This is a genomic window from Georgenia sp. (assembly GCF_054605595.1).
The window spans coordinates 1-15,112 of record NZ_JBTSDU010000072.1 but is presented as its reverse complement, the minus strand read 5'-3'; the positions used below and the strand labels follow the sequence as shown (position 1 = coordinate 15,112).

14 protein-coding genes and 1 pseudogene are annotated in these 15,112 nt (G+C 73.1%); 12 read left to right on the top strand and 3 right to left on the bottom strand.

The window, feature by feature from the left end; genetic code table 11:
- Together ACYC1Z_RS09605 and nrfD are read left to right on the top strand one after the other, a co-directional pair.
- A complete protein-coding gene (locus tag ACYC1Z_RS09605) occupies positions 1–1,014 on the top strand; it encodes a 4Fe-4S dicluster domain-containing protein (RefSeq protein WP_461409302.1) in 1,014 nt (337 codons plus the stop codon).
- A gap of 197 nt (positions 1,015–1,211) precedes the next feature.
- Positions 1,212–2,225, top strand: coding sequence for an NrfD/PsrC family molybdoenzyme membrane anchor subunit (nrfD, locus tag ACYC1Z_RS09600; protein ID WP_461409301.1), 1,014 nt, complete (start codon positions 1,212–1,214; stop codon positions 2,223–2,225).
- Between the two features lie 3 nt (positions 2,226–2,228).
- Here the strand turns inward: nrfD and fdhA are convergent, their stop codons facing one another.
- On the bottom strand, positions 2,229–3,449 hold the full coding sequence (gene fdhA, locus ACYC1Z_RS09595) for a formaldehyde dehydrogenase, glutathione-independent (RefSeq protein ID WP_461409300.1): 1,221 nt from the start codon (positions 3,447–3,449) through the stop codon (positions 2,229–2,231).
- A gap of 195 nt (positions 3,450–3,644) precedes the next feature.
- Between fdhA and truA the strand changes: the two genes are divergently transcribed.
- Complete coding sequence (gene truA / locus ACYC1Z_RS09590; protein WP_461409299.1) at positions 3,645–4,547, top strand: tRNA pseudouridine(38-40) synthase TruA; 903 nt, start codon at positions 3,645–3,647, stop codon at positions 4,545–4,547.
- Between the two features lie 205 nt (positions 4,548–4,752).
- Here truA and fdhD read toward each other — a convergent pair whose 3' ends face one another.
- A complete protein-coding gene (gene fdhD / locus ACYC1Z_RS09585; protein WP_461409298.1) occupies positions 4,753–5,589 on the bottom strand; it encodes a formate dehydrogenase accessory sulfurtransferase FdhD in 837 nt (278 codons plus the stop codon).
- A gap of 217 nt (positions 5,590–5,806) precedes the next feature.
- Between fdhD and ACYC1Z_RS09580 the strand changes: the two genes are divergently transcribed.
- The 6 genes from ACYC1Z_RS09580 (at position 5,807) to ACYC1Z_RS09555 (ending at position 11,354) form a co-directional block, all read left to right on the top strand.
- Positions 5,807–6,310: a DUF5709 domain-containing protein gene (locus tag ACYC1Z_RS09580; protein WP_461409297.1), complete on the top strand. Its 504-nt coding sequence runs from the start codon at positions 5,807–5,809 to the stop codon at positions 6,308–6,310.
- Between the two features lie 291 nt (positions 6,311–6,601).
- A complete protein-coding gene (rplM, locus tag ACYC1Z_RS09575; RefSeq protein WP_461409296.1) occupies positions 6,602–7,051 on the top strand; it encodes a 50S ribosomal protein L13 in 450 nt (149 codons plus the stop codon).
- Between the two features lie 38 nt (positions 7,052–7,089).
- Entirely contained in the window at positions 7,090–7,581 is a 492-nt protein-coding gene (rpsI, locus tag ACYC1Z_RS09570) for a 30S ribosomal protein S9 (RefSeq protein WP_461409295.1), read from the top strand.
- An 85-nt stretch (positions 7,582–7,666) separates the two neighbouring features.
- Positions 7,667–9,016, top strand: coding sequence for a phosphoglucosamine mutase (glmM, locus tag ACYC1Z_RS09565; protein ID WP_461409294.1), 1,350 nt, complete (start codon positions 7,667–7,669; stop codon positions 9,014–9,016).
- Between the two features lie 196 nt (positions 9,017–9,212).
- The gene (locus ACYC1Z_RS09560) at positions 9,213–10,142 is read left to right on the top strand and encodes a hypothetical protein (RefSeq protein ID WP_461409293.1); all 930 of its coding nucleotides are present in this window, start codon (positions 9,213–9,215) and stop codon (positions 10,140–10,142) included.
- A 474-nt stretch (positions 10,143–10,616) separates the two neighbouring features.
- Positions 10,617–11,354 carry a DedA family protein gene (locus ACYC1Z_RS09555; protein WP_461409292.1) on the top strand — a complete coding sequence of 246 codons (738 nt, stop codon included), beginning with the start codon at positions 10,617–10,619 and terminating at the stop codon, positions 11,352–11,354.
- A gap of 24 nt (positions 11,355–11,378) precedes the next feature.
- On the opposite strand, the gene coaA is transcribed toward ACYC1Z_RS09555, so the two are convergent.
- Positions 11,379–12,341, bottom strand: a complete 963-nt coding sequence (coaA, locus tag ACYC1Z_RS09550; protein ID WP_461409291.1) for a type I pantothenate kinase — start codon at positions 12,339–12,341, stop codon at positions 11,379–11,381.
- Positions 12,342–12,383: 42 nt separating this feature from the next.
- Between coaA and glmS the strand changes: the two genes are divergently transcribed.
- The 3 genes and pseudogenes from glmS to ACYC1Z_RS09535 all read left to right on the top strand — a co-directional run.
- Positions 12,384–14,240 carry a glutamine--fructose-6-phosphate transaminase (isomerizing) gene (glmS, locus tag ACYC1Z_RS09545; RefSeq protein ID WP_461409290.1) on the top strand — a complete coding sequence of 619 codons (1,857 nt, stop codon included), beginning with the start codon at positions 12,384–12,386 and terminating at the stop codon, positions 14,238–14,240.
- A gap of 7 nt (positions 14,241–14,247) precedes the next feature.
- Complete coding sequence (locus ACYC1Z_RS09540; RefSeq protein WP_461409289.1) at positions 14,248–14,601, top strand: holo-ACP synthase; 354 nt, start codon at positions 14,248–14,250, stop codon at positions 14,599–14,601.
- A 50-nt stretch (positions 14,602–14,651) separates the two neighbouring features.
- Positions 14,652–15,112 (top strand): annotated as a pseudogene (locus ACYC1Z_RS09535) (hypothetical protein); the annotation flags it as partial.

Genomic DNA, 15,112 nt, shown 5'->3' with positions numbered 1-15,112 from the left:
ATGGGTAGGAACAGCCTGTTCGGGCCGATCGACCCGGCCGGAGAAGCCGGCTACGTCTCCCCGCCCCCGCGTCAGGGGTTCTTCACCGACACCAGCGTGTGCATCGGCTGCAAGGCCTGCGAGGTGGCGTGCAAGGAGTGGAACCTCGTCCCCGAGGACGGGTACGACCTGCTCGGGATGTCCTTCGACAACACCGGCGCGCTCGGTGCGAACAGCTGGCGGCACGTCGCGTTCGTCGAGCAGCCCGCCCGGCCGGCTGCCGGTGCCCGCGGCGTCGACCTGGGCATGCCCGCCGTCGGCCCACCCGCCGTCGGCCCACCCGCCGTCGGCCCACCCGCCGTCGGCCCACCCGCCGTCACACGACGGGTCCCGGACGATGGGTCGGACCGTGCCACCACCGGATCCACGGCGCGCGACGACGGGGCACGCGCCGACTTCCGGTGGCTGATGTCCTCGGACGTGTGCAAGCACTGCACCCACGCCGCCTGCCTGGACGTGTGCCCCACCGGCGCGCTGTTCCGGACCGAGTTCGGCACCGTCGTCGTCCAGCCGGACATCTGCAACGGCTGCGGCTACTGCGTGCCCGCCTGCCCCTACGGCGTCATCGAGCGACGCACGGGGCCGGCGGGCGCGCGAGACGTCGGCATCGCCCAGAAGTGCACGCTCTGCTACGACCGGCTCGGCGCCGGCCTGGAGCCGGCCTGCGCCAAGGCGTGCCCGACCGACTCCATCCAGTTCGGTGAGCTCGACGAGCTGCGCGAACGGGCCCGCGCCCGCGCCGAGCAGCTCCACGCGCAGGGCGTCAGCGAGGCGCGGCTCTACGGCGACGACCCCCACGACGGCGTGAGCGGCGCGGGGGCGTTCTTCCTCCTCCTCGACGAGCCCGAGGTCTACGGTCTGCCCCCGGACCCCGTGGTCACCACCCGGGACCTGCCCCGCATGTTCCACCGCGCCACCGCGGCCGCCGCCGCACTCCTGATCGGCGCGGCCGCGACGTTCCTGGGGGAGCGGTGAGCGGGCCGGAGGGGCGCCGGGGCGCGCCGGACGCGACGGGGGGCGGCGGCATGCCGGGTACGGACGGCGTCCGGCAGGGTCGATGGGCGGCCGGTGTGGGGGAGCGGCGCGGCGGGGCGGCCGGGGACGCAGGCGGCTCCCGAGCGCGGGGCGGCCGCCGGCCGCGCGGCCGGGAGGGCGGGGGCGGCGAGCGTGCCATGGTGCCACCCGCGGAGTTCATGTCCTACTACGGCAGGCCCATCGTCAAGCCGTCCCCGTGGGCGGTCGACATCCCGGTCTACATGTTCGCCGGCGGGCTCGCGGCGGGTTCCTCCCTGCTCGCCGCAGGTGCCGACCTCACCGGGCGGGACGCGCTGCGCCGGTCGGGGCGCCTCGCCGCGCTCGGCGGCGTGGCCCTCAGCCTCGGTGCGCTGATCCACGACCTGGGGCGGCCGGCCCGCTTCCTCAACATGCTGCGCGTCGCGAAACTGACCTCCCCCATGTCGGTCGGTACGTGGATCCTCATGGCCTACGGACCGTTCGCGGGGGTCGCGGCGGCGGCGGAGGTGGCCGCGGCGCTGCCGGGGTGGCGGCACCGGGGGCCCGTGCGGTTGCTGACCGCGCTGGGCCGCCCGGCCGGCCTCGTCGCGGCGCTGACGGCGCCACCGGTCGCCGCGTACACGGCGGTCCTGCTCGCCGACACGGCCACGCCGTCCTGGCACGAGGCGCATCGAGAGCTGCCGTTCGTCTTCACCGCCTCGGCAGCGGCGGCCGCCGGGGGCCTGAGCATGATGGTCGTTCCCACGGCGCAGGCCGGACCCGCCCGGCGGCTGGCGCTCGGCGGCGCCGTCGTCGAACAGCTCGCCGGGCTCCGCATGGAACGATCCATGGGGATCACGGCCGAGCCGCTGCACCAGGGGGCTGCCGGCCGACTCATGCGCGCCGCCCGGGTCCTCACCGTGGGCGGGGCGCTCGGCTCGCTGATCGCCGGCCGCAGCCGCGTGGCGGCGGTGATCTCGGGTGCGGCCCTGGTCGCCGGCTCCGCGGCCACCCGCCTGGGGGTGTTCGAGGCCGGGCAGCAGTCCGCGAGAGATCCGCGCTACACCGTGGTACCGCAGCGCGAACGTCTGGAACGGCGCGAACGTCGGGAGCCGAGCAGTCGTCAGGAAGGGCGCAGTCGTCAGGACGGCGCAGTGCCCCGGCGCCGTCCGAGCGCGCCGGGGCACCAGTGACGGTCAGCCGACCTTGATCATGTCGTTCGGGTTGAGCACGTACTTCTTCGCGGCGCCCTTGTCGAAGGCGTCGTAGCCCTGCGGGGCCTCCGTGAGGGGGATCGGCGTGGCGCTGACGTTCTTCGCGATGTGCACCTTGTCGTGGAGGATCGCCATCATCAGGCCACGGTTGTACTTCATCACCGGGCACTGACCGGTGGTGAAGGCGAGGGACTTCGACCAGCCGAGGCCGAGCCGGATGGACAGGTCGCCGTGCTGCGCGGCCGCGTCCACGCCACCCGGGTCACCGGTGACGTACAGGCCCGGGATGCCCAGCGCGCCGCCCGCCGCGGTCACGTCCATGAGCGAGTTGAGCACGGTCGCCGGCCGTTCGGTGGCCGCATCCTTGCCGTGGCCGCGTGCCTCGAACCCGACCGCGTCCACACCGCAGTCGACCTCGGGGACGCCGAGGATCTGCTCGAGCTGGTCCTTCGGGTCGCCCTTGGAGACGTCGACCGTCTCGCAGCCGAAGCTGCGGGCCTGCGCGAGTCGCTCCTCGTTCAGGTCGCCCACGATCACCACGGCCGCGCCGAGCAGCTGGGCCGCGGTGGCGGCGGCGAGCCCCACCGGACCGGCACCGGCGATGTAGACCGTCGACCCGGTGGTCACCCCCGCCGAGTAGGCGCCGTGGTACCCGGTCGGGAAGATGTCCGAGAGCATCGTCAGGTCGAGGATCTTCTCCATGGCCTGGTCCCGGTCGGGGAACTTCAGCAGGTTCCAGTCGGCATAGGGCACCAGGACGTACTCCGCCTGGCCACCTACCCAGCCGCCCATGTCCACGTACCCGTAGGCCGAGCCGGGGCGGTCGGGGTTGACGTTGAGGCAGATGCCCGTCTTGCGCTCCTTGCAGTTGCGGCACCGGCCGCAGGCGATGTTGAACGGCACCGAGACGATGTCGCCCTTCTTGATGAACTCGACGTCGGGGCCGCACTCGACCACCTCGCCGGTGATCTCGTGGCCGAGCACCAGCCCGGTCGGCGCCGTCGTACGGCCGCGGACCATGTGCTGGTCCGAGCCGCAGATGTTCGTGGCGATGGTCTTGAGAATGACTCCGTGGTTGACCTTGCGGCCGACGTTGGCGGGGTTGACCCCCGGTCCGTCCTTGAGCTCAAAGGTGGGATAGTCGGTGTCGATGACCTCGACCTTGCCCGCCCCTGCGTAGCTGACTGCCCTGTTCCCGCTCACAACTGCTCTCCTTCGTTCCGGACATCGTTGTACGAACTCGAAAGCGCCGAGGCGCGGCTTGTGCGCCGCGGCGTCCTGCCAGCCTCCCACGGACGGGTGCGGGATGTAAGGGAACCATCGCGTGATCGGCCCCCAGGGACCCATCGCGTGATCGACGCGCCGTTGCGTGGCGGTGCGGCGCGCTAGCCTGCCCCGGTGAGCAGCACCGACGAGACGACCGGGACGGTCGTCCGGGTCCGGCTGGACCTGGGATATGACGGTTCGGCGTTCGCGGGCTGGGCCGCGCAGCCCGCGCTGCGCACCGTCCAGGGCACGCTGGAGGAGGCGCTCGCCACGGTGCTGCGCGTGCCGGCGGTGCGGCTCGGTGTCGCCGGCCGTACCGACGCCGGCGTCCATGCCCGCGGCCAGGTCGCGCATGTGGACGTCCCGGCCCGGGCCTGGGCGGCGGTACCGGGGCGCGGCGACCGCGAGCCCGGGGAGGCCCTCGTGGTCCGGCTCGCCGGTGTGCTCGGCCGCGGCGGTTCGCCACGCGGGGCGAGCGACGTCGTCGTGCACCGGGCCGCCGAGGCCCCGGCCGGGTTCGACGCCCGCTTCGCCGCCGTGTGGCGCCGCTACGCGTACCGGCTCGCCGACCAGGTCGCCCAGCGGGACCCGCTGCGCCGCCACGACGTCGTCTGGCACGGTCGACCGCTGGACGTCGCGGCGATGGACGCGGCGGCGCAACAGCTGCTCGGGCTGCACGACTTCGCGGCCTACTGCAAGCCCCGCGAGGGGGCGACGACCATCCGCACGCTGCTCGACCTGCGGTGGCGGCGGGTGCCGGCCGGTGATCCGGATGCCGGGCTGGTCGTGGCGACGGTGCGTGCCGACGCGTTCTGCCACTCCATGGTCCGGGCGCTCGTGGGGGCCTGCCTGGCCGTGGGTGAGGGAAGGCGCCCGGTCGGATGGCCGGCACAGGTGCTTGCTGCCCGGGCCCGCGACGCGGCGGTGACCGTGGCGCCCGCGCACGGCCTCACGCTCGAGGAGGTGGCCTACCCGGCCGACCACGAGCTGGCCGCCCGCACGGTGGAGGCCCGTGCGCGCCGGGTGCTGCCCTGAGGAACCGACACCGGGGGGCCTGGCCGGTGCCATGCGGTGCACCGATACCAGGGCCTGGCCGGTGCCATGCGGTGCACCGACACCAGGGCGTGGCTGGTGCCATGCGGTGCACCGACACCAGGGCGTGGCTGGTGCCGTGAGGCGTACCGACATCAGGGGGCGTGGCCGGCGCCGCACGGCACCGGCCTGGCCGGGGGACCTGCTCTCACGATGTGATGCGGTGCTCGCCGGCATAGACGTTGACACTCTCACCACGGCTGAAGCCCACGAGGGTGATGCCGCACTCCTCGGCGAGCTCGACGGCGAGCGCGGACGGTGCACTCACCGCGGCGAGTGCGGGGATGCCGGCCATGTGCGCCTTCTGCACGAGATCGAAGGAGGCCCGCCCGGAAACCTGCAGGACCGTCCCCCCCAGCGGCAGCCGGCCCTCGCGCAGCGCCCAGCCGACGGTCTTGTCGACGGCGTTGTGCCGGCCGACGTCCTCGCGCAGGCAAGCCAGGGTTGCCCGCCCGTCCGGGTCGACGGCGAACAGGCCCGCCGCGTGCACCCCGCCCGTGGTGGCGAAGACCCGCTGACCGGCGCGCAGCCGCTCCCCGAGGGCGAGCAGCTCGCCGAGCCGGATCCGCAGACCGGCGCCGTCGGACGGGAGGCGGGAGGACCGGGTCACCGCCTCGATGGAGGCGGTGCCGCAGATGCCGCACGAGCTGGAGGTGTAGACGTGCCGCGCCAGGGAGAGGTCCGGTGGGACGACCCCGGGGGTCAGCCGGACCTCGACCACGTTGTAGCTCGGCGAGCCGTCCGCATCGACGCCGGAGCCGTAGCGGATGGAGGCGATCTGTTCCGCGTCCCACACGACGCCCTCGGAGACGAGGAAGCCGGCCACGAGGTCGAAGTCGGCGCCGGGGGTGCGCATGGTGATGCTGTGCTGCACGCCGGACACACGGATCTCCAGCGGCTCCTCGCCGGCGTGGGTGTCCGCGCGAGCGCGTCGGCCACCGTCGGCGTCGAGCCGCACCACCGGTCGTCGCTTCGTTGCGCGCACGTGTGCACCCCCTTGTGGTGCGGTGCAGTCTAGCGAGTGGTGCCGGTCTCGGGGCCGGTTCTGCCGGGACCACCGGACGTCGTCCGGGAAGCCTTGGGGCGGGTCTGCCACGCCGGACCTCGACCGGCCGGCGCGCCGCCGGCACGTGAGCTGCGCCCGGGCGGGCGGAGCCGCGTGCGGTCGGGGGCGGGCTCGGTGGGCGGAGTAACGTTGACGCATGAGCGAGTCGTTCACGAGCCCGGACCGGGCACAGTCCCTCGATGACGAGTCGTGGCAGCCGGACAAGGAGGACGGGCTGCTCGAGACCGACGCCGAGGACGTGCTCGACGAGGGCTGGAGCGCGCCGGAGCGGGATCCGCTCGCCGGCATGGACCTGAGCCAGCGCGGCCAGATCGCCGGCGAGGACCTCCGCGGCCGGCTCTCCCGGGAGCGTCCCGACGACGTCGGGCGGTACCCCGAGGACCTCGACGAGGACGGCGACCCGGACGACGTCGACGACGAGCCGGAACCGGCCGTGGGTCGGCTGGTGGCCCGGCCCGACGACGACGACGAGACGGACATGGTCGGTGAGGAGCAGGACATCTTCGCCGACGACTCCGGCGCCGCAGGTGGTGACCTCAGCGCGGAGGAGTTGGCCGTGCACGTGGTGGGGGACTCCGACGCCGCCGGCGTGACCGATCACGACGACGAGTGGGGGCCGGTCTACGACGAGCAGCGCTGAGACCCCGGAGCCACGTCCGCCCGGCGCGTCCCACCCGCCCCGGGGCCTTGGCCCGGTGTGTCGTGATCGAGCGAGGTGGCGGGTCTCACGGCCGCGGCAGCCAGGAACTTTTGACCGCATACGCCTCGCGGCGGTAGCCTAAGCAGTCGTTGTGCATCCCTATGCGCTCCCCGGTGTCTCCCACTCGCCGGCGCGGCGCGGATGCGCGCAGCGAGTACCACCTGACCATGGGTCGCAGCGCTGCCATCGTTGCCCCGAGACAAGAACGCTGAAGAAACGAAGGCTACGCCCGTGCGCACGTACACACCGAAGCCCGGCGACGTCACGAAGAACTGGTACGTCATCGACGCTACCGACGTCGTCCTCGGCCGTCTGGCGACCCAGGTCGCCACTCTGCTCCGTGGGAAGCACAAGCCGACCTTCGCCCCGCACGTGGATGGCGGCGACTTCGTCATCGTGATCAACGCTGACAAGGTTGCGCTGACCGGGAGCAAGCGCGAGCAGAAGTTCGCGTACCAGCACTCGGGCTACCCGGGCGGGCTGAAGGCCACCTCCTACGCCGAGCTCCTCGCCACGCGCCCCGAGCGCGCGGTGGAGAAGGCCGTCCGCGGCATGCTCCCGAAGAACAGCCTGGGTCGCGCCCAGCTCAGCAAGCTGAAGGTCTACGCCGGTGCGGAGCACCCGCACCACGCGCAGCAGCCGCAGACCTTCCAGATCACCCAGGTCGCCCAGCAGGCGTGACCGCGCCTACGGCACCGAACAGAGACTGAAGGAGAACTGTGGCTGAGACCACTGCCGACATCGAGCTGGACGACGAGAACGTCCCCAGCAGCTACACCACCGAGAGCGAGACCGTCCGCACGGGTCAGGGTCAGTCCCTCACCGCGCCCGGCCAGGCGCTCGGCCGCCGCAAGGAGGCCGTCGCTCGAGTCCGGCTCGTCCCCGGTTCCGGGGAGTGGAAGGTCAACGGGCGCTCGCTCGAGGAGTACTTCCCGAACAAGCTCCACCAGCAGCTCGTGAAGTCGCCCTTCACGTTGCTCGACATCGAGGGTCGCTTCGACGTCGTCGCCCGCATCAACGGCGGCGGCATCTCCGGCCAGGCCGGTGCGCTGCGCATGGGGATCGCCCGTGCGCTCAACGAGATCGACCGCGACTCGAACCGGCCGGCGCTGAAGAAGGCCGGTTTCCTCACACGCGACTCCCGCGCCGTCGAGCGCAAGAAGGCCGGTCTCAAGAAGGCCCGCAAGGCGCCGCAGTACTCGAAGCGCTGATCCGACGAACACCACGTCCGGCCCCGCCACGCCTCGTGCGTCGCGGGGCCGTCGTGCGCACGGACCCATACAGGAGGATGCACTGATGGCACGGCTCTTCGGCACGGACGGCGTCCGCGGCCTCGCCAACCGGCACGTGACGGCGGAGCTCGCGCTCGCGCTCGGCTCCGCGGCGGCGCAGGTCCTCACCGCCTCCGGCGACTTCAGCGGCCGGGCCCCGCGCGCCGTCGTCGGCCGCGACACCCGGGTCTCGGGCGAGTTCCTCTCCGCGGCCGTCGGCGCGGGGCTCGCGAGCGCCGGCGTCGAGGTGACGCAGGTCGGGGTGCTGCCCACCCCGGGCGTCGCGCACCTGACCGCGAGCACCGACGTCGACCTCGGGGTCGTCATCTCCGCCTCCCACAACGCCATGCCCGACAACGGCATCAAGTTCTTCGCCCGCGGCGGGTTCAAGCTCGAGGACGCCGTCGAGGACGCCATCGAGGCCCGCCTCGGCGTCGAGTGGGAGCGCCCGACCGGCGCGGACGTCGGCCGCATCGTGGAGGACCACTCGTTCGCCGACCGCGCGTACGTCGACCACCTGGTGGCCGCCGCCGGCCGCCCCCTCAAGGGCCTGCGCATCGCCGTCGACTGCGCCAACGGCGCGGCCAGCGCGATCGCCCCCATCGCGCTGCGCGAGGCGGGCGCCGACGTCGTCGTCATCAACGCCTCGCCCGACGGCTACAACATCAACGACGCCTGCGGGTCCACCCACCCCGAGCAGCTCCAGGCGGTCACGGTCGCCTCGGGCGCCGCGTTCGGTGTGGCGTACGACGGCGACGCCGACCGGTGCCTCGCCGTCGACCACACCGGCAGGCTCGTGGACGGCGACCAGATCATGGGCCTGCTCGCCGTGGCGATGAAGGAGGCCGGCGAGCTCGCGGGCGACACCCTCGTCGTCACTGTCATGAGCAACCTCGGGCTCCTCCTCGCGATGGAGGAGGCCGGCATCGCGACCGTCCAGACCGGCGTCGGCGACCGGTACGTGCTCGAGGCCATGCGCGCCGGGGGGCACGTCCTGGGCGGTGAGCAGTCCGGCCACATCATCAGCTCGCGCTTCGCCACTACCGGCGACGGCGTGCTCACCTCCCTGCTCATCGCGGCGCAGGTGGCCGCCACCGGGCGGAGCCTCGCCGACCTCGCGTCGGTCGTGACCAGGCTGCCGCAGGTGCTCGTGAACGTGCCGGGCGTCGACAAGGCCCGCGCCGCCACCGACCCCGGCGTGGCGGAGGCCGTCGCCGCCGCGGAGGCGCGCCTGGGGCACACGGGCCGTGTGCTGCTGCGGCCGTCGGGCACCGAGCCGCTCGTGCGCGTGATGGTCGAGGCGGCCACGCAGGACCACGCCGAGACGGAGGCCAACACGCTCGCCGAGACCGTCCGGGAGCGTCTGGCCCTGTAGCGGGGCGTCCGCGCCTCCTCGAGCGCGGGTTCTCGTGCCGAGCGCGGGTGGTCCACCGTGCGCGGTCGGCACCACGACCCGCCGTCGCCGCGCCGCCGCGCCCGCCTCCGGTCTCGGCAGGCTGTGGTGCACCCCGGTCCACAGGTGCGCGAACCACGTCACCGTGCGCAGCGGGGGAGATGACACCGTCATCCGCATGGAGCCGACCAGATCCTCGGGGCTGATCCTCAGCTCGGACCTGCACGCCCGTGGGTCGAGCGTGCGCGGGCAGAGGCGCGCCGCCCGGGACACCACGCTCGTGCGCGTTCGGCGCGGCGCCTATGCGGAGGCAAGAGCGTGGCATGACGCGCGACCGGACCATCGGTACCGGCTCTTCGTGCAGGCGACGGTCTCTGCCATGCGCACCATGCCCGTGCTCGCCCTGCACTCGGCGGCCGTGATGCAGGGCATCCCGATCGTGGGGAGATGGCCGAGCGTCGTGCACGTCCTTGCGCCCAGCGCCGGGGGCGGGCGGTCGAGCACGGTCGTTGCTCGGCACGGGGTGACGGTGATGCCCGAGGTCGCCGTGATCGACGGGGTGGCCATGACCCCGCCGGCCCGGACCGTCGTCGACCTCGCGAGGTTCACCCCGTTCGCCTCGGCCGTGGCCGGTGCGGACCACGTCCTGCACACCGGCGCGGTCACCCGGGCCGAGCTCGAGGCGGCACTCCGTCAGGTCAAAGGTCAGCGGGGGTACCGTGCGGCCGCCGTGGTGGTGGCGTTCGCCGACGGGGCTGCGGAGTCCGTGGGCGAGTCGTTGAGCCGGGCCCGGATGCACGAGCTGAGGCTGCCGGCTCCGGAGCTGCAGCACCGGTTCTCCGACCCCGACGGCTTCATCGGGCGAACGGACTTCTGGTGGATCGAGGAAGAGCTGGTCGGCGAGTTCGACGGGCGTGGCAAGTACCTACCCGTCGCTGCCGATACACGGGTCGAGCCTGGTGACGTGGTCTGGCAGGAGAAGAGACGGGAGGATCGTCTGCGCCGGCAGGTCCGGGGTGTGGTCCGTTGGGGCTGGTCAGAGGCGCTCGACGGCGTGGCGCTGGGCCGGCTGCTCGCAGGCGCGGGCCTCATCGCGCGGATGAGGTAGCGCCCTCGGGCTGCACGCGGCGGGCACTCCTCGACGGCGGGTGCTCGTGCCGACGGCGCATGGTGCACCACCCGCGGGCGGTGCGAAGGCCCGCGGTCGGTGCGAAGGCCCGCGGTGGGTGGGTGGACGCGCGGGCGGTGCGGGGATCGGTGGTGCGCATGGGGAGCCGGCCCCGCAGGGACCCGTGGATCCCACGGGCCACCCTCGTCGAGGGCTGGTGCTCGTGCCGACGGCGCATGGTGCACCACCCGCGGTCGGCGCGAAGGCCCGCGGGCGCTGCGAAGGCCCGCGGTCGGTGCGAAGGCCCGCGGGCGGTGGGTGGACGCGCGGTCGGCCCGTGGATCTGCGGTCGGGTGGCGGCACACGTGTGCCGACAATGTGGAGATCCCGGCACCCCTGCCCGAGCCGCGATCGAGTCGCACGGTGTGCCGTACCGTGATCCTCGGTGCGTGCGGACGCGCGGAGGTGCGGCGCATGCCGACCGAGAGGGCGGGGGCTGGGACGGTGGTGGAGGCGGTGAACGTCGTCGAGGAGTTCGTCCTCGGCCTGACCGACTCCCCCTGGGTGCTCGTGGCCGTCGCAGTCCTCGCCACGATCGACGGATTCTTCCCGCCTGTCCCCAGCGAGTCGATCATCATCGCGGTCGCCGTGCTCACGACCGCCGGCCAGGGGCCCAGCCTGTGGTTCCTCGCGCTCGCCGGTGCGGTGGGCGCCTTCGCCGGTGACCTCATCGCGTACACGATCGGCACGAAGGTGCCGATCGACCGGCTCCGGATCTTCGCCTCGCCTCGCGGGCAGCGCTCGCTCGCCTGGGCCAGGAGGGCCCTCGCGCGGCGGGGCACCGTCTTCATCCTCTCGGCTCGGTTCGTGCCGATCGGGCGGGTTGCCGTGAACATGACCGCCGGTGCGGTGGGCTTCCCACGGCGCCGGTTCGTGGTGATCGCCGCGTGCGCCGCCCTCATCTGGGGCGCCTACTCCACGCTCCTCGGGATGAGCGCGGGGGTCTTCCTGCACGACCATCCGCTCATCGCGGTCTTGGCGGGCGTGGCCGGCGGCATCGTCCTCGGTCTGGCGCTGGACCGCGTCCTGGCGCTCGTGCAGCGCCGGTGGTTCCCGTCGCTGCCGACGATGGACGTCGACCTTCCGGGCGCCCCCGCCCCGCGCAGCGCCGAGCCGGGTACCGCCGCGGACGCCGAGCAGCCCGGCCCCTGACCCGGCGGCCAGGAGCCCCGGCCGTCAGAGCTTGCGCAGTCGCATGCGGTGCATGCGGTGGTCCGGCGACTTCGTCAGCACCAGCGTCGCCCGCCCGCGGGTCGGCCGGATGTTCTGCATGAGGTTCGGCGCGTTGATCGCGTCCCAGATGGCCTCCGCGCGGGCGGTCGCCTCGACGTCGTCGAGGTCGGCGAACTTGCGGAAGTAGGAACGCGGCTCGGCGAAGGCCGTCTCGCGCAGCTTGAGGAACCGCTCCACGTACCAGCGCTTGGCGTCCTCCATGCGGGCGTCGACGTAGATCGAGAAGTCGAAGAAGTCGCTCACGGCCAGCGAGGACAGCCCCCGTGCCGTCACCCGCGCCGGCTGGAGCACGTTGAGGCCCTCGACGACGAGCACGTCCGGGGAGTGCACGGTCTGCACCTCTCCGGGGACGATGTCGTAGGCGACGTGGTCGTACAGCGGTGCCGTGACCTCCGGCATGCCCGCCTTCACCGCGGCGACGAACCGCAGCAGGGCCCGCCGGTCGTAGGACTCGGGGAAGCCCTTGCGCTCCAGGAGGCCGCGACGCTCGAGCTCGGCGTTGGGATAGAGGAACCCGTCGGTAGTCACGAGCTCGACCCGGGGGGTCTGCGGCCACCGCCGCAGGAGCTCGCGCAGCAGACGGGCGGTCGAGGACTTGCCCACCGCCACCGAGCCGGCCACACCGATGACGTACGGCGTGCGCGAGCTGCGCTCGCCGAGGAAGCCGGACCGGGCCTGGTGCAGGGCCCGGGTGGCAGCGGCGTACAGCTGCAGCAGCCCGGAGAGCGGGCGGTACACGGCGTCGACCTCGGCCAGGTCGAGCGGGTCGCCGAGCCCGCGCAGATTGACGACGTCGGTGCTGGTCAGCGGTAGGGGCGTCGACTCCGCCAGCCGGCTCCACGACTCGCGGTCGAACTCGACGTACGGCGAGGCGGCGGCGACGGCGGCTCGGGGCGTGTCAGGCACAGGGACCAGTGTGGACCACTCGCGGCGGTTATCCTGGCACGCATGTGTGGAATCGTGGGTTACGTAGGACCTGCCGCGCCCAGCGCCCGACCGCTCGATGTCGTCATGGAGGGCCTGGCCCGCCTGGAGTACCGGGGGTACGACTCCGCCGGCGTCGCCGTCGTGACGCCCGCCGGGCTCGCGAGCGCGAAGAAGGCCGGGAAGCTTCAGAACCTGCGCGGCATGCTCGCCGAGCAGCCCGTCCCCGACGGCACCGCATCGATCGGCCACACCCGGTGGGCCACCCACGGCGGCCCCACCGACGTCAACGCGCACCCGCACCTGAGCGAGGACGGCAACCTCGCCGTCATCCACAACGGCATCATCGAGAACTTCGCCCCCCTGAAGTCCGAGCTGGTCGCCGGTGGCACCACCTTCCGCTCCGAGACCGACACCGAGGTCGTCGCCCACCTCCTCGCCGCCGCCTACGCCGAGACCCGCGACCTCACCGCTGCCATGCTGGCGGTGACGCGCCGCCTCGAGGGCGCCTTCACCCTGCTGGCCGTCCACGCCGATGCGCCCGGCACCGTGGTCGGTGCCCGCCTCAACTCCCCGCTCGTCGTCGGCCTGGGCGACGGCGAGAACTTCCTCGGGTCCGACGTCTCCGCCTTCATCGCCCACACCAAGGAGGCCCTCGAGCTCGGTCAGGACCAGGTCGTCACGATCACCGCCGACGACGTCCGGGTGACCGGGGGCGACGGCGCCCCCGCCGAGGGGCGCCGGTTCACCGTGGACTGGGACGCCGACCAGGCCGTCAAGGGCGGCTACCCGACGTTCATGGACAAGGAGATCCACGACCAGCCCAAGGCGGTGGCCGACACGCTGCTCGGCCGCAGCGACGAGGCCGGCAACCTCGTGCTCGACGAGCTGCGCATCGACGAGCGCATCCTGCGCAGCGTCGACAAGATCATCGTGGTCGCGTGCGGCACCGCCGCCTACGCCGGGCACGTCGCCAAGTACGCCATCGAGCACTGGTGCCGCATCCCGGTCGAGGTCGAGCTCGCGCACGAGTTCCGCTACCGCGACCCCGTGGTGAACGAGAAGACCCTCGTGGTGGCCGTCTCCCAGTCCGGGGAGACCATGGACACCCTCATGGCCGTGCGTCACGCCCGCGAGCAGGGCGCCAAGGTGCTCGCCGTGGTCAACACCCACGGCTCGACGATCGCGCGCGAGTCCGACGCCGTGCTCTACACGCACGCCGGCCCGGAGATCGCCGTGGCCTCCACGAAGGCATTCCTGGCCCAGATCACCGCGTGCTACCTCCTGGGCCTCTACCTGGCCCAGCTGCGCGGCAACAAGTACCCCGACGAGGTGGCCGGCTACCTCGAGGAGCTGGCACTGATCCCCGGGAAGATCCAGCAGATCCTGGACCGCGAGGAGGAGATCCGGGCCGTCGCCCGCTCGATGGCGGACGAGAAGTCGGTCCTCTTCCTCGGCCGCCACGTGGGCTACCCCGTGGCGATGGAGGGCGCGCTCAAGCTCAAGGAGCTCGCCTACATCCACGCTGAGGGCTTCGCCGCGGGCGAGCTCAAGCACGGCCCCATCGCCCTGATCGAGGACGGCCAGCCCGTCTTCGTCGTCGTCCCCACCCCGCGCCGGCCGATGCTGCACGGCAAGGTCGTCTCCAACATCCAGGAGGTGCGTGCTCGCGGTGCCCGCACGCTCGTGATCGCGGAGGAGGGCGACGAGGCGGTGGACGACTTCGCCGACGTCGTCTTCCGGGTGCCGCGGACGCCGACGCTCATGATGCCGCTCGTCACGGTGGTCCCGCTGCAGATCTTCGCCAGCGCGCTGGCCGCCGCGAAGGGCTACGACGTCGACCAGCCGCGCAACCTGGCCAAGTCCGTCACGGTCGAGTGAGTCCGCTGTGATCGTCGCGGTCGGGATCGACGTCTGCGACGTGACGCGCTTCATCGACGAGCTGGGCCGGGTGCCGCGGCTGCGGGACAAGCTCTTCACCGCTGAGGAGCGCCACCTGCCCGACGCGTCCCTCGCGGCCCGGTTCGCGGCCAAGGAGGCGATCGCCAAGGCCCTGGGCGCGCCCGCCGGCATGCGGTGGCACGACTGCACCGTCCACCGCGTGCCCGGTGGCGCGCCGCAGGTGGAGATCCGCGGCACGGTGGCGGCCCGCGCGGCCGAGCTGGGCATCACCCGCTGGCACCTGTCCCTCTCGCACGACGCCGGCATCGCCTCGGCCATGGTGGTCGCCGAGCGCGACTGAACACCTTCCGCCCTGCTGCCCGGCCCGGTTCTGAGGCATCATGGACGGCGATGACCCGCCACCGACTCGCCCCCGCCGCCGCCGCTCTCGCCCTCGGCGCGACCACGCTGGTCGCGTCGCCCGCGCTCGCGGGCACCGAGGTCGCCGGTACCGGCAACGCGTACCACCTGGCCGTCGACGACGGGGCGCACCTGGTGGTCTTCGGTAGCCCCGGCGACCGTGCCCTCGTCGGGGACTGGGACGGCGACGGCACCGACACCCTGGCCGTGCGCCGGGGGGCCACGGTGCACCTGACCGACGACCCCCGCGGTGGCACGGCCCAGCGGACCGTGACCTTCGGCAGACCCGGCGACGCCGTGCTGGTGGGGGACTGGGACGGCGACGGCACCGACACCCTGGCCGTGCGCCGGGGGGCCACGGTGCACCTGACCGACGACCCCCGCGGTGGCACGGCCCAGCGGACCGTGACCTTCGGCAGACCCGGCGACGCCGTGCTGGGGGGGGAGTGGGA